This is a genomic window from Lacticaseibacillus sp. 30, assembly GCF_053819265.1.
Window position 1 is genome coordinate 181429 of sequence record NZ_JBSOQX010000004.1, and the last position, 19392, is coordinate 200820.

Annotated in this window: 19 protein-coding genes and 1 riboswitch; of the genes, 10 read left to right on the top strand and 9 right to left on the bottom strand. The window is 47.9% G+C overall.

Going from position 1 to position 19392, the window contains the following annotated elements:
• Together ACWPAB_RS04475 and ACWPAB_RS04480 are read right to left on the bottom strand one after the other, a co-directional pair.
• Positions 1–1344: an ABC transporter ATP-binding protein gene (locus ACWPAB_RS04475; RefSeq protein ID WP_003577538.1), complete on the bottom strand. Its 1344-nt coding sequence runs from the start codon at positions 1342–1344 to the stop codon at positions 1–3.
• 6 nt (positions 1345–1350) lie between these two features.
• Positions 1351–1917, bottom strand: a complete 567-nt coding sequence (locus tag ACWPAB_RS04480) for an ECF transporter S component (protein WP_003577536.1) — start codon at positions 1915–1917, stop codon at positions 1351–1353.
• A 156-nt stretch (positions 1918–2073) separates the two neighbouring features.
• Positions 2074–2163: riboswitch (TPP riboswitch) on the bottom strand.
• Between the two features lie 23 nt (positions 2164–2186).
• Here ACWPAB_RS04480 and ACWPAB_RS04485 point away from each other — a divergent pair.
• Positions 2187–2393, top strand: coding sequence for a hypothetical protein (locus ACWPAB_RS04485; protein WP_003607507.1), 207 nt, complete (start codon positions 2187–2189; stop codon positions 2391–2393).
• 333 nt (positions 2394–2726) lie between these two features.
• On the opposite strand, the gene ACWPAB_RS04490 is transcribed toward ACWPAB_RS04485, so the two are convergent.
• A complete protein-coding gene (locus ACWPAB_RS04490; protein WP_003577532.1) occupies positions 2727–2975 on the bottom strand; it encodes a hypothetical protein in 249 nt (82 codons plus the stop codon).
• 269 nt (positions 2976–3244) lie between these two features.
• On the opposite strand from ACWPAB_RS04490, the gene ACWPAB_RS04495 reads away from it, so the two are divergent.
• A complete protein-coding gene (locus ACWPAB_RS04495) occupies positions 3245–3886 on the top strand; it encodes a GNAT family N-acetyltransferase (protein WP_016382106.1) in 642 nt (213 codons plus the stop codon).
• A 235-nt stretch (positions 3887–4121) separates the two neighbouring features.
• Here the strand turns inward: ACWPAB_RS04495 and ACWPAB_RS04500 are convergent, their stop codons facing one another.
• Positions 4122–5762 carry a peptide ABC transporter substrate-binding protein gene (locus ACWPAB_RS04500; protein WP_016382105.1) on the bottom strand — a complete coding sequence of 547 codons (1641 nt, stop codon included), beginning with the start codon at positions 5760–5762 and terminating at the stop codon, positions 4122–4124.
• A 115-nt stretch (positions 5763–5877) separates the two neighbouring features.
• Between ACWPAB_RS04500 and pepT the strand changes: the two genes are divergently transcribed.
• From pepT to ACWPAB_RS04540, 8 genes are all read left to right on the top strand, one after another.
• Positions 5878–7125 (top strand): peptidase T, encoded by a 1248-nt coding sequence (gene pepT, locus ACWPAB_RS04505; protein WP_016382104.1) that lies wholly within the window; start codon positions 5878–5880, stop codon positions 7123–7125.
• A gap of 428 nt (positions 7126–7553) precedes the next feature.
• Positions 7554–9347: a BglG family transcription antiterminator gene (locus ACWPAB_RS04510; RefSeq protein ID WP_003586613.1), complete on the top strand. Its 1794-nt coding sequence runs from the start codon at positions 7554–7556 to the stop codon at positions 9345–9347.
• A complete protein-coding gene (locus tag ACWPAB_RS04515; protein WP_003586610.1) occupies positions 9332–10372 on the top strand; it encodes a M20/M25/M40 family metallo-hydrolase in 1041 nt (346 codons plus the stop codon). The genes ACWPAB_RS04510 and ACWPAB_RS04515 overlap by 16 nt, the downstream gene beginning before the upstream one ends.
• Positions 10373–10586: 214 nt before the next feature.
• On the top strand, positions 10587–10919 hold the full coding sequence (locus ACWPAB_RS04520) for a PTS lactose/cellobiose transporter subunit IIA (protein WP_003577521.1): 333 nt from the start codon (positions 10587–10589) through the stop codon (positions 10917–10919).
• A 48-nt stretch (positions 10920–10967) separates the two neighbouring features.
• Positions 10968–11306 carry a PTS sugar transporter subunit IIB gene (locus ACWPAB_RS04525; protein ID WP_003577520.1) on the top strand — a complete coding sequence of 113 codons (339 nt, stop codon included), beginning with the start codon at positions 10968–10970 and terminating at the stop codon, positions 11304–11306.
• A gap of 36 nt (positions 11307–11342) precedes the next feature.
• The gene (locus tag ACWPAB_RS04530; protein WP_003577518.1) at positions 11343–12668 is read left to right on the top strand and encodes a PTS sugar transporter subunit IIC; all 1326 of its coding nucleotides are present in this window, start codon (positions 11343–11345) and stop codon (positions 12666–12668) included.
• A 190-nt stretch (positions 12669–12858) separates the two neighbouring features.
• Positions 12859–13938 (top strand): M24 family metallopeptidase, encoded by a 1080-nt coding sequence (locus ACWPAB_RS04535; protein WP_003586608.1) that lies wholly within the window; start codon positions 12859–12861, stop codon positions 13936–13938.
• On the top strand, positions 13925–15127 hold the full coding sequence (locus ACWPAB_RS04540; protein WP_003586606.1) for a MalY/PatB family protein: 1203 nt from the start codon (positions 13925–13927) through the stop codon (positions 15125–15127). Before ACWPAB_RS04535 ends, ACWPAB_RS04540 begins: the two co-directional genes overlap by 14 nt.
• A 118-nt stretch (positions 15128–15245) precedes the next feature.
• On the opposite strand, the gene ACWPAB_RS04545 is transcribed toward ACWPAB_RS04540, so the two are convergent.
• From ACWPAB_RS04545 to ACWPAB_RS04565, 5 genes are all read right to left on the bottom strand, one after another.
• Positions 15246–16487 carry a DUF2325 domain-containing protein gene (locus ACWPAB_RS04545; RefSeq protein ID WP_003577511.1) on the bottom strand — a complete coding sequence of 414 codons (1242 nt, stop codon included), beginning with the start codon at positions 16485–16487 and terminating at the stop codon, positions 15246–15248.
• 265 nt (positions 16488–16752) lie between these two features.
• The gene (locus tag ACWPAB_RS04550; RefSeq protein ID WP_003563142.1) at positions 16753–17133 is read right to left on the bottom strand and encodes a PTS sugar transporter subunit IIA; all 381 of its coding nucleotides are present in this window, start codon (positions 17131–17133) and stop codon (positions 16753–16755) included.
• A gap of 36 nt (positions 17134–17169) precedes the next feature.
• The gene (locus ACWPAB_RS04555; protein ID WP_003563140.1) at positions 17170–17991 is read right to left on the bottom strand and encodes a PTS system mannose/fructose/sorbose family transporter subunit IID; all 822 of its coding nucleotides are present in this window, start codon (positions 17989–17991) and stop codon (positions 17170–17172) included.
• Positions 17978–18895, bottom strand: a complete 918-nt coding sequence (locus ACWPAB_RS04560) for a PTS mannose/fructose/sorbose/N-acetylgalactosamine transporter subunit IIC (protein WP_003573365.1) — start codon at positions 18893–18895, stop codon at positions 17978–17980. Before ACWPAB_RS04560 ends, ACWPAB_RS04555 begins: the two co-directional genes overlap by 14 nt.
• 12 nt (positions 18896–18907) lie before the next feature.
• Entirely contained in the window at positions 18908–19390 is a 483-nt protein-coding gene (locus ACWPAB_RS04565; protein ID WP_003577506.1) for a PTS system mannose/fructose/N-acetylgalactosamine-transporter subunit IIB, read from the bottom strand.
• Positions 19391–19392: the final 2 nt, after the last annotated feature.

The window sequence follows — 19392 nt, forward strand, 5'->3', positions numbered from 1 at the left end:
TCACCCCTGCACAACCTGCAACCGCTGATTGGCTAGCAAAACCTGTTGCTGGCTGATACCAGCTAACGGTGCCAATCGGTGCGTCACAATCAAAAACGCTTGCGTGGCCGACTTAGCCTTAATCCACGCGGCAAAGTACTGACAGGCGCGATCATCCAAGCCGCTAAATGGTTCATCTAGTAGTAAAAATGACAAATCTAAGCTCAGCATCGTCATCAACTGAACCATCTTTTTCTGGCCTTCACTCAACTGGTAAAGACTAGTGGTCTGCTTTTCTGCTAGTCCAAGATAAGCTAATGCGGCTTGCTGTTTTTCCCGCACCGTGGCCGGTAACGCCGGCCCAAACGCTAGCTCATCTGCCAGTGTCAACGTCACAAATTGTTTTGCCGCGTCTTGCACGGCCAGCGTCATGGTTTGATAAAGTCGTTTCCGGCGACGTAAGCGTTGTTGACCAAGGAACATACGGCCTTGATAGGGATGCAGCTGCACCATTGATCGCAATAAGGTGGACTTGCCACTCCCATTGGCCCCAGTCAAGGTGGTGATGCCATCGTTAAAATCCCAACTCGGTGCTTGAAGCAAGATATGGTGATTTTGCTGGCAGACAACGTTTTCCAGATGGAAGATTTTATTGGTCGCCTGCCGTGGTTGCGTGAGGTTAAAATGCGTCGGTAGCGTGGTCAGCGTTGCGAGTGGTAGCCGACTTAGCTCGCCATTTTTCAAGTCAACCAGTTGATCTGCCACATCGGCATAATCTGTCAGATCATGCTCTGCGATCACAATTGTTTTGCCATGATCACGTAACGTCCCTAATTTTCCAATTAGCACATGGCGACTTGCCGGATCAATGCTGGCAAACGGCTCGTCCAGTAGCAAAATCGGTGCATCCATCGCCAGCAAAACCGTTAACGCCGCGCGCTGCTTTTCGCCACCTGATAAGGTACTCAAGTCACGATTCAGCAATGCCTGAGTCTCCCCAAGGGCAACCGCCTGGGCAAAGCGCCGCTGAATTTCGGCAACCGGCAAATTTAGATTTTCCAAGGCAAAAGACAACTCACCGCTCAAGGTTCGCATCGTAAACTGTTGGTCAGGGTTTTGAAACATCATGCCAACATGCTGTGCTTTGACTTGCATCGCGGCGTTCCGATCATCATGACCATCCAGCAAAATCGTGCCTTCGTATGGCATCGCTGCAAATCCCGCGATCAAACTGAGCAAAGTCGACTTCCCGCTGCCGCTATCACCGGTTAAAACGGTTAGTGCTCCTGTTGGAAATTCAAAATTCAAGTCCGTAAACAAATCCGTCTCGCGATGAAACCGTATCGCTTTTAACACAATACTCATTTGCCGCTACCTGCTAGCCAAGTGCTTGGCACCAGCCGCCTGTTCATAAAGTTTCAGAACGAGTTGGACCAGCACAACGCCGAAAAAGATCACTGACAACAAGCGAACCACCACAAGCGCCAAAATCATGCCAAGACTGTAAGCGCCGTATCCAAGTTTGAAATACTCGTAGGTAAAACTGAACACCGTGGTCCCAATCGCTGCGTACAAAAGACTCACGACGTCATAACGCCGATAACGTGTCACCATAAAGCCGGCCTCGCTGCCCAAACCTTGAACAAATCCAGAAAGCAAGACTGCTGGCCCAAAGTACGACCCGTAAAGCATCTCCGCTAAAGCAGCGAAACATTCGCCTAAAATTGAACTGCCTTTTTTTCGCAACAGCATCGTCGTCATCGGCGCCGCCATCACCCACATGCCAAACAACAATTCATTGGCAAACGGTGCATAACCCAGCGGTGTCAAAGCAGCTGCTACAACGGCATAAATCGCATCGGCACCCATGAAAACACCGCCGAAGAGGAAGGCTAAAAACGCCAGCAAAACCACATCGCGCAAAGACCATTTATCCATCAAAATAACCCCCGTTTTCCTCAAATAAAGACAGACGGGGGCTAAAAACGCGAATCATTACCAATCACGCCAACACCTATTCATGTTCAAAAAAGGACCCATCACCAAAATTTGGTGGGGCCCATGAAAACACAAACAAGCATCGTTACAGAACGATTCACTTCTTCGACATTTCCCTGCGGCAGTCCTAACTGCATCAGGTTCCATGGGTATCATCTCAGCTTTACAGCACCCCAAATGTTTCTATTCGATTGTAAAGGGAGTATATCATGTTTTATTTGGAACCGCTAGCAGGCAAGTGTCAACTGACGCAGAAACCTGATACTGAATTTGATATCAACGTGTTGGCGTTCGCCGTGCTTAAAATGATTTCTCCACTAGAAAAAGACTCACAAGTTATGCTATTCTTGAAACAGAAAAAGCCGCCGCGTTCCCGCGCGACGGCCGGGCAGAAATGCCCTCACAGAACCATCTAATGAACGATGGCTGCTAGAATAGGCAACTAAAAGCCGCGGTATCCCAGCTGAAGGAATGCGGCTTTTAGTTTGCCTATTTTTCTCGAACTTTGTCGAGCGCCTGTTGGCATTCGGCCACTGCTAAAATGCGCTCACTGGCGCAGAAGCCTGATACTGAATTTGATATCAACGTATTGGTGTTCGCCGTGCTTAAAATGATTTATCCACTAGAAAAAAGCTCACAAGTCATGCTATACTGAGGTCAGAGAAAAAGCCGCCGCGTGCAACCGCGACGGCCGGGCAGAAATGCCCTCACAGAACCATCTAATGAACGATGGCTGTTGGAACAAGCAACTAAAAGCCGCGAGATTCCCCTGAAGGATGCGCGGCTTTTAGTTTGCCTATTTTTCTCGGAGTTGCCCGAGCGCCCTGCGGAATTCGGCCACTGCTAGTAGCAGTCTGGTACTGGCTTTGACTAGCCTTGTTAAGGCAGCCACCAGTATCACGCACGAAACCACACAGGCCGTGATCGTCGTTAATGCAGCGACCACAGACAAGCTTGTGTACCTTTTTCTTCAACGTGTGGCTGATAGGTTTCCCCATACGCACCACCACCTCTCTGATCCGATACCACCGCTCATTATCCTTTTCTGTGTTGCAATCAGTCTATCAGAATAACCGATTCCGTGATGCCTTCGTGACAGCTATACTGCTTTTTAAAAAAGCTTGTTCGAAATTTACAAGCACTTCATCTCTAGGTAAAATGGCGCATATATCATTCTTTTTGTTCCACATATTTTTATCTATTATTTTCTAGAAGTAATGATCAAAGCTATTATTAATCATCATGCCCTTTTAAGGAGGCCATCCCCATGAAAACCACAATCCGCCCCGAACAACCGTCAGATTATCGCCAAGTTGAAACTATTCATCGCAATGCTTTCTGGAATCTTTATGTCCCCGGCGCTGATGAACATTATTTAGCGCATATCATTCGAAATCATGCCGATTTCGTTCCTGAACTGGATCTTGTGCTTGAACGCAATGCACAAGTGATTGGCAATATTATGTACACGAAGGCCAAGTTAGTTGATGAAAATGGTAATGAGAAAATGATTCTGACGTTTGGTCCGGTCGCCATAGATCCAGCCTTCCAGCGGCAGAGTTTTGGTAAGCAATTGATGGAAACGTCTATGAAACGCGCGACTGAACTTGGTTACGACACCATCGTGATTTTTGGCGATCCAGACAACTATGTCGAGCGCGGGTTTAAAAGTTGTCAAAAGTTCAACGTTTGGGCTGCAGATAACACCCAGCCCACCGCGATGCTTGTGAAAGAGCTCGAGCCAAATGTATTGGATGGCAGAAAGTGGACTTATCACGAGAGTCCGGCGATGAGTTATGACAAAGAAGCGGCTGAACAATTTGATGCCACCTTTCCGGCGAAAACGAAAGATTACCAAGCTAGTCAGGAAGCCTTCTATATTTTGAGTCACTCTGTGTTAAAGTCGTGATGCCAGCCATGAATAGATTTTGAAGTGAACATGCATCGCCGTCTACCATAACGAGTTCCCCAGCCGAGAAACCTGCGTGTCAGGACCGTAGTCGCATTGGTCAACACACCCAAAACCGCTTACTCTCCGGTTTCTAACTAGGCTGGCTTGCACTCAAAAAAATAGCGCGTCATGCTTACTGGGGAAAGCCCCAGCGGCATGATGCGCTATTTTGATTGAAATTTAATGCTCCTCACTACTTGATATACGCCGTCTTGAAGTCATACGGGGTGCCGTTTGGATTAAACGATACGCCCTTGACCGTTGGCCGCAGCAGTTGCAGGTTATTCGCCTGATACAGTGGCAACGTGCCTTGATCGTTCATCAAGATCTTTTCAGCATCTTGCAGCATTGTCCAACGTTTCTGCGGTTCATTGCCGTACTTAGTCTCAGTTTCGCTAAGTAATTGATCAAGTTTGGTATTTTTATAACCAGAAGTGTTGTAGCCAGAATTGCTGATCCAAACATCAAGGAAGTTGTAGGCATCGGCGAAGATTGATTGCCAACCAGTCACAACCATATCGTAATTACCAGACATCATGGCTTGTAACCGTTGCGCCTTAGGAATGCTCTTAATCGTAACTTTGACATGCGGCAAACTTTCGAAAGCCCCTTGTAAGTATTCAGCAACTTGCTTAGAAACGTCAGCATCGTCTGCCAACAGCGTCAGGTTAAGCTTACTCTGACCAGATTCTTTCATACCTTCTGCAAATAGCTTCTTGGCCTTTGCCTTGTTATAAGCAACAGCACTCTTGACCTGCGTTGTCTGGGCAAAATCAGCACCTGTTTTTTGGTTGGTCTGTAACCCAATTGGCACGAAGCCCAACGCTGGTTTGGAACCGTCCTTTAAGACGTTCTTAGTGACCGCATTGCGATCAACGACCATTGAAAAGGCTTGCCGAATTTTGAGATTTTTAAAAGCCGGTACCTGTTTTTGATTCAAGTCAACTCGTGTCATATTGGATGACAGACGCTTAATCGCATCCTTATCATTAAGATGTGCCGCGGCCTGCTCACCAGTGAGAACAATTGAATCAAGTTTGTTGGTCTGATAAAGGTTCATACCTGTTTGAACATCCTTGATCACTGTCTCGTTGACTTTGCTCAACTTAACATTCTTTTTGTCCCAATATTCTGGATTCTTAACCAATGTCCAGCTATCACTGGCGCCGTTCCATTTTGTTAATTTAAATGGACCACTATAAACCTGCGCAGATGATGTTGTCCCGTATGATTTGCCATATTTCTCAACAGTTTTTTGGTTTTGCGGATAATATAATGGGAAAGCTAACATTTTCTTGAAGTAAGCCGTTGGATTCTCCAGTGTGATCGTCAGATGTTTGCTATCTGTCGCCTTAATCCCTAAATCACTTGCAGGTTTAGTGCCTTTAATAATAGCACTGGCATTCTTAACTGGCACGAAGTAAAAGGCATCTGTTGCCTTCGTTTTAGGATCCACTGTGCGTTGCCAACTATAAACGAAATCCTGTGCCGTGATCGGATCGCCATTACTCCATTTTGCATTACGCAAGGTCACATTGTAAGTCATGCCGTCCTTACTAGTGGTCACCTTTTTGGCCAAAGCCAATTGAGTCTTTTGTCCTTTGTCTGTTAGCCGATAAATCCCTTCCTGCGTATTCGTCATCATTTGAAAAGACACGGTATCTGTCGACATAGATGGATCATTGGTCACAATGGAAGAAATTTCTGACCAATTTAGCGTCTGAGCCTTCTTCGATTGACTTGTACTACTACTGCTGTTTGACGAACAGCCAGCAGCTACCAACGCCAATGCAGCGAGTGGCAACATCAGTGTCCATTTTTTTAACTTAAACATATGTATTCCCTCCAAAAATCGCGGTAACAATCAACTATTGACAAAATACTAAGCCAGATCCAAACTTATTGCAATGCAATATTAATATTTTTCTCATTGAAAGGCAGGGATTTCATTGACAATACACATTGATTTGCCACAGTTACAAGCTGACTTTATTCGGTACGCTAAGGTCAATACACGCTCCTATCCAGGGCGTGACACCACACCATCAACGCCAGGGCAGACTGAATTGGCTAAGCTTTTAGTCGCACAACTGAAGGACTTGGGACTCCAAGATGTCGGTCTTAATCCGGCTAACGGTTTTGTGACGGCCACACTGCCGGCCAACACTGACAAGCCGACAAAAAGTTTTGGGATCATCGCGCATTTGGATACCGCGGATTACAATGCGGAAAATGTGCAACCGCAAGTGCATCCTAATTACGATGGCAAACCGATTCATTTTGATAACGGCCTGAGCCTGACTGTTGAGCAGTTTCCAGCATTGAAACGGTATTTTGGCCAAACTTTAATTACCGGTGATGGCACCACATTGTTGGGGGTAGATGATAAAGCCGGGATTGCTGGCGCGGTATCCACCGCCCGTTATCTGTTGGCTCATCCGGAAGTGAAGCATGGCTTGATCAAATTCGGCTTCGGCCCTGATGAAGAAATCGGGACTGGTGCGGATAAATTTGATGCCAAGGGATTTGCGACTGATTTTGCCTACACTTTGGACAATGGCGATCCTGGCCAAATTGAATATGAAACCTTTAACGCTGCGCAGGCAACGGTGACCATCGAAGGTACTTCGGTTCATCCCGGTGAGGCGAAGGATTTGATGATTAACGCCAATACACTTGGTCGGCAATTGGATGCAGCATTGCCACTGTTTGATCGACCTGAATTCAGTGACGGCCATGAAGGTTACTTCCTTTTACTGAAATTCCATGGCGAAATCAGCGATGCTCAGTTGGTTTATATTTTCCGGGATTTTGATCGCCAAAAGTTTGATGCGCGCAAAGCCTACTTTATGAAAACCATTGATGAGTTGAACGCCCCATTTGACCATCCGCGGTTTAAAGTTGAGATGCATGACCAGTATTACAACATGGCCGACATCATCAACAAAGATCCCTATCCGCTGCGCTTAGCTGAAGCTGGCATTCAAGCGGCTGGCATGACACCTAAGACAATTCCATTCCGTGGCGGCACTGATGGTTCAAAAATTACTTATCAAGGCATTCCAACGCCTAACCTGTTCAATGGCGGTATCAACTTTCACGGTCCTTATGAAGTAGTTTCGACTGAAGCGATGGGCAAAATTGCTGAGACCTTGGTTCATATGGCCGAACTGAATGCAGCTGGAACGGTTGGCTAACATACAGTTGATACAATGACGATCAATCATTTACTCACTAAATCGTTTTTCAGAAATCATCTGAGAAACGATTTTTTGTTTGCATAAAAACATCGCCAATGGTTGCTGCAGAATATTTTGACAACACTCTTTGGAGATGAAAATTAACGAAACAACGCTGTTAATATTATTCTATTTATTATGCGGGTAATGATTCTCATCGTATTATAGTCGCTTTCACCTCGTCAGTAATCTGTTTTGTTGTTAAACTACCTGACGGATAACGAGATAAAACATCATGCTCAGGGTTTCTTAGCTTTCATCTGGACAAACTTGCAATGGTGACATTTTTGCCAACAACAGGTGCAAAAGTGGGACTTTTTGTTGGTTATATTGTCCGGCATAATGACGATGTTGATGGAAGCGCTTACTGATTGGAGGGCGAGTCATTGCGTGAACAAACCATTATCAACGCTTTACAAACCAACGGGCCGATGTCCGCAGCTGCTTTAGCAGCGACGTTGGGGGTCTCGCGGCGAACACTGCAAAGTGATTTGCGGCAATTAAATGAAGACAACACCGGTTTTATCATTACGGTTACCCGCAATGTGGGTTATCAGTTGACCATCACCGATAGTGCGCAGTTTGCTGCTTATCAAGCTAGTTTGCAAGATCAAGCACAACCGGCCATGCCGGCGAAACGATTGCCTGCCTTAATGCATGTCTTGCTGACCACGACCGAGTATCTAACGGTGGCGCAGTTAGCCGAGCACGAGCTGATCAGTTCAAAACAGTTGCAACGCGATTTACGCGAGCTGGAAAAGTTGCTGATTGGCACACCACTGCAATTAGAACGTAAGGCACATTACGGTATCCGACTTCAAGGCGAATGGCAAAGTCGCATTCATGCCTTACAACAACGGGGTTTGCCGCCGCATCATCAGACTTTGTGTCAGCGTTTAATGCCCTTGGGGTTGGATCCAGCAATCACGGCGCAGTTTGCTGGCGAGGTTGGTTGGTCACTGGCGGTCAAAGGCCAGGCAACCGTGCCTGCGCCAACGACAGCGGCTTTTGCTGGCTTATTAGCCGATAGTCGGCTTAGTGAAGAAGCATGGCAATTTTTGACCGTCAGTTTCGCGGCGAAACACAAACAACTCACCACACGGCTGGACCACGACCTGTTGAAAACAAAACTGCAAGCTTATTTCACCGCTTTAGATATGCGGCACAAAACTGATTTCGCCACCCATCCCGAATTTTTGTCGCTCATGTATTTTCATGTGTTGGCACTGATCGGACGATTGCAGAAACATCAAAGTTTGGCAGGGTTAAGTCTGGAACCATTGGCCCGTGACTACCCGATTGCGTTCAACTGGGCGGTCCAATTTGCCCAGTGGCTGACTCGCGAATATCAAATAGCGGTACCAAAAACCGAGATTGGTTATTTGACTACTCATCTGTTAGTCCCGCTCGAACAGGCACACGAGGCTTGGAGTCGGCGGCTGTATAAGATCGCAGTTCTTTGTGGCACTGGCGGCGGGATTGCGACGTTATTGTGTTTACGATTGCGCCGCATTTTCCCTGAGGCTGTGATCCAGACATTCGGTCTTAATGAACTCACTGCAATTCATGAGCTTGAACCAGATTTACTGTTCACGGTGACTGAGTTAACCGAGACGTTTGACTGTCCAGTCGTTCGGATTGATGAATTGGCATCTGATCTGGATTTTGCCAACCTGCGTCACGAACTATCAATGGCGGCACGCAGCAATAATACTGACACGTTGGTCGATTTACTAACACCAGCGTTGTTTTTCCAGACAAGTCAGGCGGCAGATTATCACGCGTTATTGCTCGCACTGACCGCCACCATGACTTCTTATTGTGGTCAGTCAGATTATGCCGAATCAGTGATGCAGCGGGAAAACTTTTTAGCAACCATCTATGACAACGGCATTGCGATTCCGCATCCCCTGTCATTCAACGCTGAAAAGAACGCCGTTGCGGTGGTGGTCTTGCCAAATGGTGCTGGCGGCAGTTCTCGACTGGTTAAGTTAGTCTGGTTAATCGCATTAAAACGCGATCAGCTACCGTTGCATCGCACACTAACAACGCAATTAGCAGCCTTAATGCAACAGCCAGATGTCATCGAGCAACTCGTCCACCAAACTGATTTCACCCGATTCATTAACATTTTACGCACGGCACTGGAAGGAGCAGAGCAAACATGGATTTACAACTGATGGCTGCGCTAAGTAACGCAGATGCAATCGCGTCCAACGAAGGCGAGGTTCGCACCATTTTGCGCGATTATCTAAAGCCTGTCGATCTAAAAGTTCAGACTGATGGCCTCGGCTCACTGATTTTCACGAAACGAACGGTTAAACCAGCGTTTTCGGTCATGATTTACGGTCATATGGATGAAGTCGGCTATATGGTGCGCACGATAACGCCTGAAGGTCTGTTACGGTTGATGGTGGTTGGCGGCGTTAAGCCACTGGCAAGCCATTGGCAAAGCGTCCGCGTGACCACGGTTTCTGGCCAAAAACTGCCGGGTATGGTCATTCGTGATGAGGGTTTGGCCGCATTTGATCAGATTCTATGTGACGTTGGTGCCAATAGCGCAGCAGAAGTCGCAGCCCTTGGGATCACCATTGGCGACATGGTCACTTTTTCGACTGACTTCACCGAGTATGCTGCAGATGGCGTTTTTGGCGGTAAGGCGCTTGATGACCGGCTGGGCTGTTATGTCGGCGCACGCCTGCTGCAGGAATTAGCTGAAGATGAGTTACCGTTTACTTTACGTTTTGCCGCGACCAGCAGTGAGGAGGTCGGGATTCGAGGGGCGAAAACCGCAACTCAACTGATCCAGCCTGATCTCGCATTTATCGTCGATGTTGCCACCTTCCAAAATCCGCGCGAACGTAGCGAAGTGAATCAACGCCAAGTCGGCAGCGGCCCGATCCTGACGCACTTTGACCGCACCTTGGCACCTAATCGCACGTTGCAACAATTTGTGAAAGAAACTGCCGCAACTGCCTCCCTGCCGCTGCAGCTGGATATGTTTAACGGTGGCGGTACTGACGGTGGTGAAGCCCATAAAGTCGGTGTTGGCATTCCGACTGTCGTCACAATTCTGCCATGCCGCTATGGTCACTGTGCCCAATCGTTAGCGCAGGCACAGGATGTGGATCAAATGGTCGCTTTATATGCCGCAATGTGTCGACGACTGACCGTGGCAACAGCGGAGAAAGCTCGTTCATTTTGATCGTCTGGTACCGATAAAACGCGCTATCCAGCCCAGAAACCTGCGTATAAGCGGGCTGGCTCGCGCTCTGTTTATAAAACGCGCTCGCAGTCGCAGGAATCTACGTGTAAGGACCTTGAAGCAAAAGAACCAAAAACCGGTTCTTTCACTTCAAAGCCGCTTACACTCCGATTCCTAAACGCTCCTGCTCGCGCTCTAAAGGAGATTAACCCCAATGGCAACGACCCAAGAATTAGAAATTATGCAGTTGATTGCTAATGCCGGTGAGAGTAAAACCAAGGCATTTGCGGCCTTGCAGGCGGTGCAAACACAGGATTTTGCCAAAGCCCGCAGCTTATTGGCTGAGGCTAAGGCGATTGATATTGCCGCTCATAACGCCCAGACGGCAATGATTTGCCGCGAGTTTGATCCTAATCATACGCCGGAACCGGTGAGTCTTCTGATGGTACATGCGCAGGATCACTACATGACCAGCCAACTCGCACGCGATTTGATTGAAACTTTGATTACCATTTTTGAAGCCCAAACAACGAAAACCAATGTGTGACAGGGTATCGGTCAATGGCCGTACCTAAACCTAAGGAGGAAAATAATGATGCGAATTCTTTTGTGCTGTGCCGGTGGCTTTTCCACCAATATGTTGATGCAAAATATGGCCAAGGTGGTTAAAGATAGCCATAAATTAAACGAAGATGATTTTAAATTCGACGCGATTCCCGTGGACGGTCTTGAAGAAGAAATCGATAACTATGACATCGTGTTGGTAGGACCACAGATTGGTCATAAAACTGGCTACATTGGGGAAATCTGTGATCCACGGCACATTCCATTTGCTGTCATTGATAAGGATGTGTATGGCCAAATGGATGGTGCCACGGTTATGAAACTAGCACTGCTGACCCATGCGAAGTATCAAAAAAAGCACGCTGGCTAACGTTTCATCGGTACGACTTTGAGAGGGGATTACACGATGTTCAGTCAATTCGAGTCTTTCATGAACCGCTTCTTCATGCCGATCGCACAAAAGGTCGACAATCAGCGTCATCTAAGCGCGATCAAGGCGGGGATGGTCGCCATGACACCGTTCACCATCCTCGGCAGTATTTTCACGATTATTCCGGCGTTGCCTAACATGCTCGGTCCTAAAAATGCTGTCTCGCTTTTCATCACTAGCAATGCTGACTTGTTCGATCTGCCGGTGAAGTTATCCATCGGCATGATTGGTCTGTATGCCTGTTTATCCATCGCGTACAACTTAGGCAATCACTACAAACTCTATATTCCAGGCTGTGTCACCTTGTCCGGTTTTGCCTTCCTGATGATGGTCGCAACGTTCACTAAAACCGGTCAGTTAGACGTCACCAATCTAGGTGCTCGAGGACTTTTCACCGGCATGATCGTGGCCTTGCTGACAGTCGAGCTCTATCACTGGTGCAAAACCCATCACCTAACATTGAAAATGCCTGACGGGGTACCAGATTTTGTCTCCCGTTCATTCGAACTGATTCCAGTCACCTTAATCACCGGTGGCGCATTTATCGCTGGCCGATTTGCCTTCCTGAATTTTGCTGGCGAGCTGCCACCAAGTATTCTAACCCGCTTCTTGGCGCCGCTGGTCGGTAGCATGGACAATCCATGGGCGGTCTTACTGCTCAACTTTGCGATTTGTACCGTGTTTTTCTTTGGCATCCACTCATCGGTCTTCTCCCCGATCACCAGCCCGATTATGGTCACGTTTATCGCTGAAAACATCGCTGCGATGAACGCCGGCGAAGCCATTCCGCATTTTTACACAGCTGGTGCCGTTTCTAGTTTCTTCGGTTTCACCGGTTGCGGCATTTCCATCGGCTGCGTCGTTGCCTGCATGCTCTCGAAGAGCAAACGCTATCGGAAAATCGGCAAAATTTCGTTGTTCCCGGCATTATTTGGCATCAACGAACCTATCCTGTTTGGCGCACCGATCATTCTCAATCCGATCATGTTCATCCCCCATGTATTCGGTGGTGCCATCATTGGCACGCTGCCGATGTTCTTCATGCACTGGGGCTGGATCGCCAAACCGATTTTCAATCCACCATATGTCGGCGTTTTCCTTGAAGGGTTCCTAACCAACGGCGACTACCGCACCATCTTCGCCAACGCCCTCCAACTCGTGCTGGCTGTCGCCCTTTACTGGCCATTCTTCAAGGTCATGGAACGCGCAGAACTAAAACTCGAAGCCAAAAAAGCCGCGAAAAAGTCCATTTTCTCAAAAGAAGACGAAGACACCCTCGCTGGACTGGATTTAGACTTCTAGAGCGTGAACTGGCGCGCTTAAGAGCGTGAACCAGACCGGTTAGAAACCGAAGTGTAAGCGGCCCTGAACGTGATGGCCGGGCTTGGGCCATTGCGTTCAGGGTCCTTACACGCAGGTTTCTGGTCTGGTGAACGCGTTTGAGAGCGTGATCTAGCGCGCTTATAAGTTAACGCACCCTTAGGAGGCCAAAATGACACATTTGAAAAAAATCCAACAAGCACTCACGATGCAGGCAATTGACGCCTTACTGCTGCACGATCGTCAAAGCAAACGCTACGTTGGTGCCTTGCCTGGCAGTGGCGTGTATGTGGTGGTTACCCCCACCCAAGCGCTACAATTTCACAATGGCCGATATCGCAATGAAGCGGCTGACACCAGTGGGTTTACCAATATTGAAGTACCGCAAGGCGAATACTTACCGGAACTCGTTAGCTTTTTAAGCGCTCAATTATGTCGGCGGGTCGCACTTGTCAGTACCGGGTTCTCCATTCCTGAGTTTCAGACTCTGACCGCACAGAATTGGACGTTGAGTTTAGCTGATAGCCTGCTGGCTGAAAGTCGAGCGGTCAAAGATGCCGTGGAAATTCAAGCGATCACGGCTGCCTGTATGGTCACAGATCAGGTCTTTGCCCATTTGCTACCGCATATTCGGGCCGGGGTCAGCGAATATGAACTGAATGCATGGCTGCACTTCTATGCTTTACAGGCGGGCGCATCTGCCATGGCCTTCGATCCAATTGTCGCTAGCGGCCCACGTGGCGCTTTGCCACATGGTCGGGCGACTGACCGGCAACTGAAAAGCGGTGAATTGATCACGATTGATTTTGGCGTTGTCCTTAACGATTATCAATCAGACATGACACGCACGCTCACAATCGGCGAACCGCAGCCCGAGCTCTCAGCCGTTCATGATGCCGTCCTTACTGCTCAACTCACTGCTATTGATGCCTTAAAACCCGGTGTGCAAGCGCGAGAGATTGACGCGATTGCGCGTGGCGTGTTAACCGCTGCCGGTTATGGCGATTGTTTCACCCACGGATTGGGCCATGGTCTCGGACTAGGCGGCGATCAACCGATTCTGAACCCTCAGCGTCAAACGGTTTTGCAGCCGGGGATGGTGGTCACCATTGAACCCGGCGCCTACTTGCCCGGCATCGGCGGTGTCCGTATCGAAGACGATGTTCTAATCACGGATACTGGTGCACAGGTGCTGAATCAGACAAGCAAAGACTTGATGTTACTGGAGGACCAAGAATATGAGTCAGTTTGACACCCTTTTTGACCGTAAAGCCGGTAACGCGCGCAAATGGGCCGATAGTGTGTTGGCAAAGAAGTTCGGCCTAACGCCTAACGCGATTCCAATGGATCTGGCTGATCTGGACTTTCCTGTTGCACCACCGATTCACGATGCCGTTATGGCCCGCGCCGCAGTTTCTGACTATAGTTACACCTATATCCCAGATGCGTTTAACGAAACCGTTATTGCTTGGAACGCGCGCCGTTTTGGGCTTGAACTTGAAGCAGATTGGTTGAAATTGAGTTACGGCACGGTGCCAACCTTGCATTATATTGTTCAAGCCTTTACGGCAGTTGGCGAAAGTGTACTGATTAACACGCCGGCCTATGATCCGTTCGCCGAAGCCGTTGAGCACAACCAGCGACAGCTCATCACCAGCCCGTTAAAACTAGAAAATGACCGCTATGTGTTTGACTTTGAAGATCTGGCCGACAAAATGGCACGGCCAGATGTGAAAGTATTCATCCTCTGCAGTCCGCAAAATCCATCTGGTCGTGTTTGGACGGCTGAGGAACTCGAACAGGTCGGTGATCTTTGCCTTCAGCACCATGTCTTGCTGGTAAGTGATGAAATTCACCGCGATATTGTTTATCCCGGCGTCCACTTCACTAGCATCTGGCAGGCTTGTCCAGCGATTCGCGATCACAGTATTTTGTGCTTGTCGCCTAATAAGGCCTTCAACTTAGGCGGATTAAAAACATCTTACGTTGTCATTCCTGACGCTGGGATTCGCGATCGGTTAGCGCAACAATTCGCCGCCAATTCAATCACTTCACCGAACAGTTTCGCCATACCTGCCCTGATCGCAGCCTATACCAAGTGTGACGCTTGGTTAGATGAAATGGTCGCCTATGTGGCTGACAATTTTGCTTATTTACGTGATCGGCTTGCTGAGATCCCGGAGATGCAGGTGATGCCAGCTGAATCTGGTTTTCTGGCTTGGATCGATGTCCGACGACTGTTTGCTGATGAAGCCGAGTTGAAGCGTTTCTTCACCGCTTGCGACCTTTCCTGTGTCGTCGGCAGCTATTTTGTGGCCGATGGTGAAGGTTTTGTCCGGCTGAATATTGGCATGCCACGGCCATTACTCAAAGAGGCCTTAGATCGAATACTCGCGATTTACGCCACTTGGCATCAGCAAGAAGCACCTGTCCCAAAATAGTCCCGCAAGGCCAAATCACCAACAGCCACACTCTTCTAAAAAAATGCCCGTTTTCAGGCGACGATCACACGTCACAACCTGAAAATGGGCATTTTCTTGTCCCGTTATACAGCACCCCTTATTCAGCCGCCTGCTCAATCTCTTGATCCGCCGTTTGCCTGCCAAAATGACGTTTATACCATTGCAACATGTTTCGCTCATTGGTATTCTTTGCCATCCAAATTGGTTTGCCAATTCGCTTAGCCTCGTCTTTAGCAGCATACATCTGTCCATGATCAACAAAATCGGTGGTCACAATGACCATGTCGGCCTTTTGAACCTTTTTCTTCAACATGGCGTTCGAATCTGATCGCGGCGAGAGAATGAGCTTGCCGCCACGGTCTTCAACATGCCGTTTCACCTTGCGCGGCATGGCGGAGTTTTCAATGCAAACGAGTAACAGTGACTTATCGGCGAAAACCTGGCGTAGTTGCCGCACAGGTGCCACGCTGACCTTCTTCTTGGCTGGCGCTGGCTGACTAGGCTTTGTTTCTGCCGATGCTTCTAGTGCAGATTTGGCAAATTGGCGTTTCATTCGGGTGGCGACTACAGCAGATGCCGTGTACTTCCAAACGATTTTGCCATCAATTTCTTGCCCCCGCCGGTAAGCATAGTCAATATAATCGCCTGGCTTCAGCTTGAATGAGAGCACATCGTAGTCACCGAGCAACAATTGCTGGGTAGTTTCGTGCTCAGGCGATTGAAACTCAATATACCAGCGTTTGACATCTTGTCTATAGACAGCCGGTAAAAATTGCAGCCGAACAATTTCGGTCGGCAAGGGATCGCGTTTCAGCGTGGTAATTTTGTAGCGCAGCAGCTCGTCGTCCTTAATCTCCTCGGCCTTAACCCAATCTCCATTTGTCGGCGCATTTGCCATCTTATGTAGCTTACTCTCTGATACCTTAATCGGACCGACATGCCCACCATTTAAATCAAGGTGAAACCGGCCAATGTAAGCGTGACGCTGATCCAACCAATGTTCAGAAAAGAATGACACTTCTTTTTCAGAGGTTGCCTCGGTGGAGGCGGCTGGCACCTGCTCACTTGTAACTGGCTCAACATCGTCTTTGACCTCAGCAACCGCTATTGGTCTTTCTTCAGCCTGTGTCCTATCTTGACCAGTTGTGAGCGCTGCCGTCTCATCTTCCTGTGTTACTGAGGATGTAGCAACAAATTCAATTGTTGCTAAGTCATTGAGAATTTTAAGTAAGCTTTGAATATCATTAGTTATTTTTTGAATATTATCAGTCGTTAGTTGTGTTGTTTTAGCAGTAATTTGATTTTTTATAAGTTCAATTATTGCAGACTTGTCGCCCATATAGGTCCCACCTTCAACTTAGGATTGATTTTCTTTATTGTACTGTTATTGATATCAATTCAAAAGAATTTAAGCTTGGAATCAATCAAGCTTTGTTATCACAGACAAAATTTCAAAATTTTTGTGTTAAGTAAGCAATTATTGAAAAATCTAACTGTTTTCTTGACGTCAAGGCCATTCTGTTAACTAAGGCAATTCAATTTTAGCGTACAGAAAAAGCCCGCGTCACAACTCGACACGAGCTTTCCAAGAACCTTTTGGCTGATTAATGCTTCACAATGTCATTGATATAAGCAATGCCAGCCTTACCATCGCCGATCAGATCTGGCTTCATGTCCAACATCTGGGCATTCAGGAAACTGATGACCATCGGCAGGTTCATGCCAGAATACAGGTCGAACTTGCCGCCTTCAGCCAAGACACGGGCTGCGACGTTATTCGGCGTTCCGCCTTTAAGGTCGGCAAGGACGACAACATCGTCTTGCCCCTCTACAGCAGCTTTAAACTTGGCCTGAAAATCTTCCGGACCTTCATTTGGCAACAGTGCAACGGTGGCAATATCGTCTTGGGGACCCATGATCATTTCAGCGCTCTTCTTAAGCTCCTCACACAGTTGCCCGTGACTAATCAAAACTAATTTACTCATATCGAAAGACTCCTTTAAAACGTTTCTGATACCAAATTAACCCTTAGCAATGACACCGAGTGCCGACAGCAGCACCGAAACGATCAATACGATGAAAATCGCCCGGGTTGAGGTCATATGCTTCCGACCAAGCAACCAGTAAACCGCGCCAACAATCAAGGCTGGAAGCAGTTTTGGAATGATCAAGTCAAAGTATTTCTGGAAATCCAATGGTACACTGCCGATCTTCGGCGCAAAACCAATCTTAACATTGATCATGGTTGCGACCAAGGCACCAACCATGAAGACACCCATCAAGGTAGCAGCGTCAGTCAAAGCAGCCAGTCGATGCGCCATTGTTGTGACCAACGAAACCCCTTCGTTATAAGCAATTCGCAATTGCTTCCAACGAAATACCATGACGGCAATTTGAGCAGCGATCCAGATGAAGACCCCAACTGGGTTGCCTTGCGTTGCCATTTGTGCAGCAATCGCCCCGAAAATAGCTGGAATCAAGGCAGCAAAGATGGAATCACCGATAGCAGCGAAGGACCCCATCAAACCGGTTTTAATCCCGGCAACAGTTTCTTCGCCAGCAATCCCTTCTTTTTCTTCGACCGCCAAATCAATCCCAGTGATGATGGTATTGAAGAAGTTTGACGTGTTGAAGAACTGGGTGTGGGTTTTCATGACTTTCTTGAGCTCTGGTGTGCCATCACCGTAGATTTTGCGCAATTGCGGCAAAATGGTGTAAAGATAACCCGAACCTTGCATCCGTTCGTAGTTCCAACCCAACTGGAAGCCGAACAGGCTGCGCCGGTTAATCTGCCGGAAATCTTTATCGGTCAATTTGTACGTAGGTTTATTAGAGTTCATCATCGGTGATTTCCCCCTGTTCATTAGTCTTGTTTGCGGCTGTGCCTGATGCTGCATCTGTATTACCATTGCCAACTGCGATGTCGTGCAGCTTTGTTGTTTGTTGATAGCTGATCGCAGCAAAGGCAAACGCAATCAATGCCATAGCAAGCATGGACAAACCGTTGAAGGAAGCAGTGAACCCTTTAGCTACCCCAGCAACTGCGGTACCCAAGGTCTGAACGCTGCCAAACAGTGTCGTGAACAGCACGGTGAAAACAAAGCCCATAATGAGGTATGGGAAGTGTTTCTTAAGTGGCAGGTAATGCAACAGAATGGCAAACCCGACAGCAGGCAAGACGGCACCAGCTGTTGCCAAGCCATCGCCTAACCATTTCCAGCTGGTATTCAAAACATGGGCAAGGTCGGTAACGAAGCCGCCGCCAAATGCTAAAGCCAAGCCAACTGGAATCATCCGTGACAGTGCCCACGGAAGCGCGCCAGCGAGGAAGTAACGTTCGATACCTTTGTAGTTATTTTGATCAACCATCTTGTCAATCCGATGAGCAAAGAAAGTGTTCGAGAATCGAGCAAGAATATCAGTTTGAATCATGATACTTGCAACAGGAACCGCAATCGCAGCAACCGCTGCTTCTGGCTTCATGCCGGCGCTAACGGAGAATGCCGTTGCGAGAATGGTACCAGAGTTGGCATCAATTTTAGATGCACCACCGAATGTGCCGACCCCAAGAACCATCAACTGTGTGGATGCACCGATCAACAGACCGGCTTTCATATCGCCCATAACCAAGCCGGAAATTAAGCCGGCGAAAACTGGTGAACTCATGGCTGAATAAATTTGCAGTTCATCAAGAATTTGATAGCCTGCATATAATGTTAAAAGTGCTATTTGCCACCATGCAATCATGTTTGACTCCCCCTATCCTTTTTTGAGCAGGGACATGAAGTCCGCTGCTGTGTCGCCTGGAACCATTTGCGCTGTGAGATGAACCCCTTTTGCATCAAGTTCTTTAAATGTGTCAACGTCAGCGTCCACCACGTTGATGGACTTCGTGATTGAACGGGTTTCATCAGTTTGAGACATATTACCAACGTTCAAGTCGGTGATCGGAACACCTGCATTCACCAATGCGAGGAATGTCTCCGGCCGCTTCGCCACGATGAAAACCTTTTGTGAATCATATTTGTGATTCAAAATGTGGTTTGCTGCTGTGGCAACATCGAGAACGGACAGGCGAACACCATCTGGGGTTGCCATCCGTAACCCACTCTTGTCGATATCACTCTTTGATGCAGCTTCGTCCACAACGATAATCCGCGTTGCCCCGAGCTTAGTGGTCCAGAGATTGGCAACTTGGCCATGGACCAAGCGACCATCAATACGTGCTGCAATAATAGCCATTA

What these genes read in the sequence shown, in the direction of transcription:
- ACWPAB_RS04475 (WP_003577538.1), bottom strand. Translation starts at nt 1,344, where the DNA reads ATGAGTATTGTGTTAAAAGCGATACGGTTTCATCGCGAGACGGATTTG.
- ACWPAB_RS04480 (WP_003577536.1), bottom strand. Translation starts at nt 1,917, where the DNA reads ATGGATAAATGGTCTTTGCGCGATGTGGTTTTGCTGGCGTTTTTAGCC.
- ACWPAB_RS04485 (WP_003607507.1), top strand. Translation starts at nt 2,187, where the DNA reads ATGTTTTATTTGGAACCGCTAGCAGGCAAGTGTCAACTGACGCAGAAA.
- ACWPAB_RS04490 (WP_003577532.1), bottom strand. Translation starts at nt 2,975, where the DNA reads ATGGGGAAACCTATCAGCCACACGTTGAAGAAAAAGGTACACAAGCTT.
- ACWPAB_RS04495 (WP_016382106.1), top strand. Translation starts at nt 3,245, where the DNA reads ATGAAAACCACAATCCGCCCCGAACAACCGTCAGATTATCGCCAAGTT.
- ACWPAB_RS04500 (WP_016382105.1), bottom strand. Translation starts at nt 5,762, where the DNA reads ATGTTTAAGTTAAAAAAATGGACACTGATGTTGCCACTCGCTGCATTG.
- ACWPAB_RS04515 (WP_003586610.1), top strand. Translation starts at nt 9,332, where the DNA reads ATGGATTTACAACTGATGGCTGCGCTAAGTAACGCAGATGCAATCGCG.
- ACWPAB_RS04520 (WP_003577521.1), top strand. Translation starts at nt 10,587, where the DNA reads ATGGCAACGACCCAAGAATTAGAAATTATGCAGTTGATTGCTAATGCC.
- ACWPAB_RS04525 (WP_003577520.1), top strand. Translation starts at nt 10,968, where the DNA reads ATGCGAATTCTTTTGTGCTGTGCCGGTGGCTTTTCCACCAATATGTTG.
- ACWPAB_RS04530 (WP_003577518.1), top strand. Translation starts at nt 11,343, where the DNA reads ATGTTCAGTCAATTCGAGTCTTTCATGAACCGCTTCTTCATGCCGATC.
- ACWPAB_RS04535 (WP_003586608.1), top strand. Translation starts at nt 12,859, where the DNA reads ATGACACATTTGAAAAAAATCCAACAAGCACTCACGATGCAGGCAATT.
- ACWPAB_RS04540 (WP_003586606.1), top strand. Translation starts at nt 13,925, where the DNA reads ATGAGTCAGTTTGACACCCTTTTTGACCGTAAAGCCGGTAACGCGCGC.
- ACWPAB_RS04545 (WP_003577511.1), bottom strand. Translation starts at nt 16,487, where the DNA reads ATGGGCGACAAGTCTGCAATAATTGAACTTATAAAAAATCAAATTACT.
- ACWPAB_RS04550 (WP_003563142.1), bottom strand. Translation starts at nt 17,133, where the DNA reads ATGAGTAAATTAGTTTTGATTAGTCACGGGCAACTGTGTGAGGAGCTT.
- ACWPAB_RS04555 (WP_003563140.1), bottom strand. Translation starts at nt 17,991, where the DNA reads ATGATGAACTCTAATAAACCTACGTACAAATTGACCGATAAAGATTTC.
- ACWPAB_RS04560 (WP_003573365.1), bottom strand. Translation starts at nt 18,895, where the DNA reads ATGATTGCATGGTGGCAAATAGCACTTTTAACATTATATGCAGGCTAT.
- ACWPAB_RS04565 (WP_003577506.1), bottom strand. Translation starts at nt 19,390, where the DNA reads ATGGCTATTATTGCAGCACGTATTGATGGTCGCTTGGTCCATGGCCAA.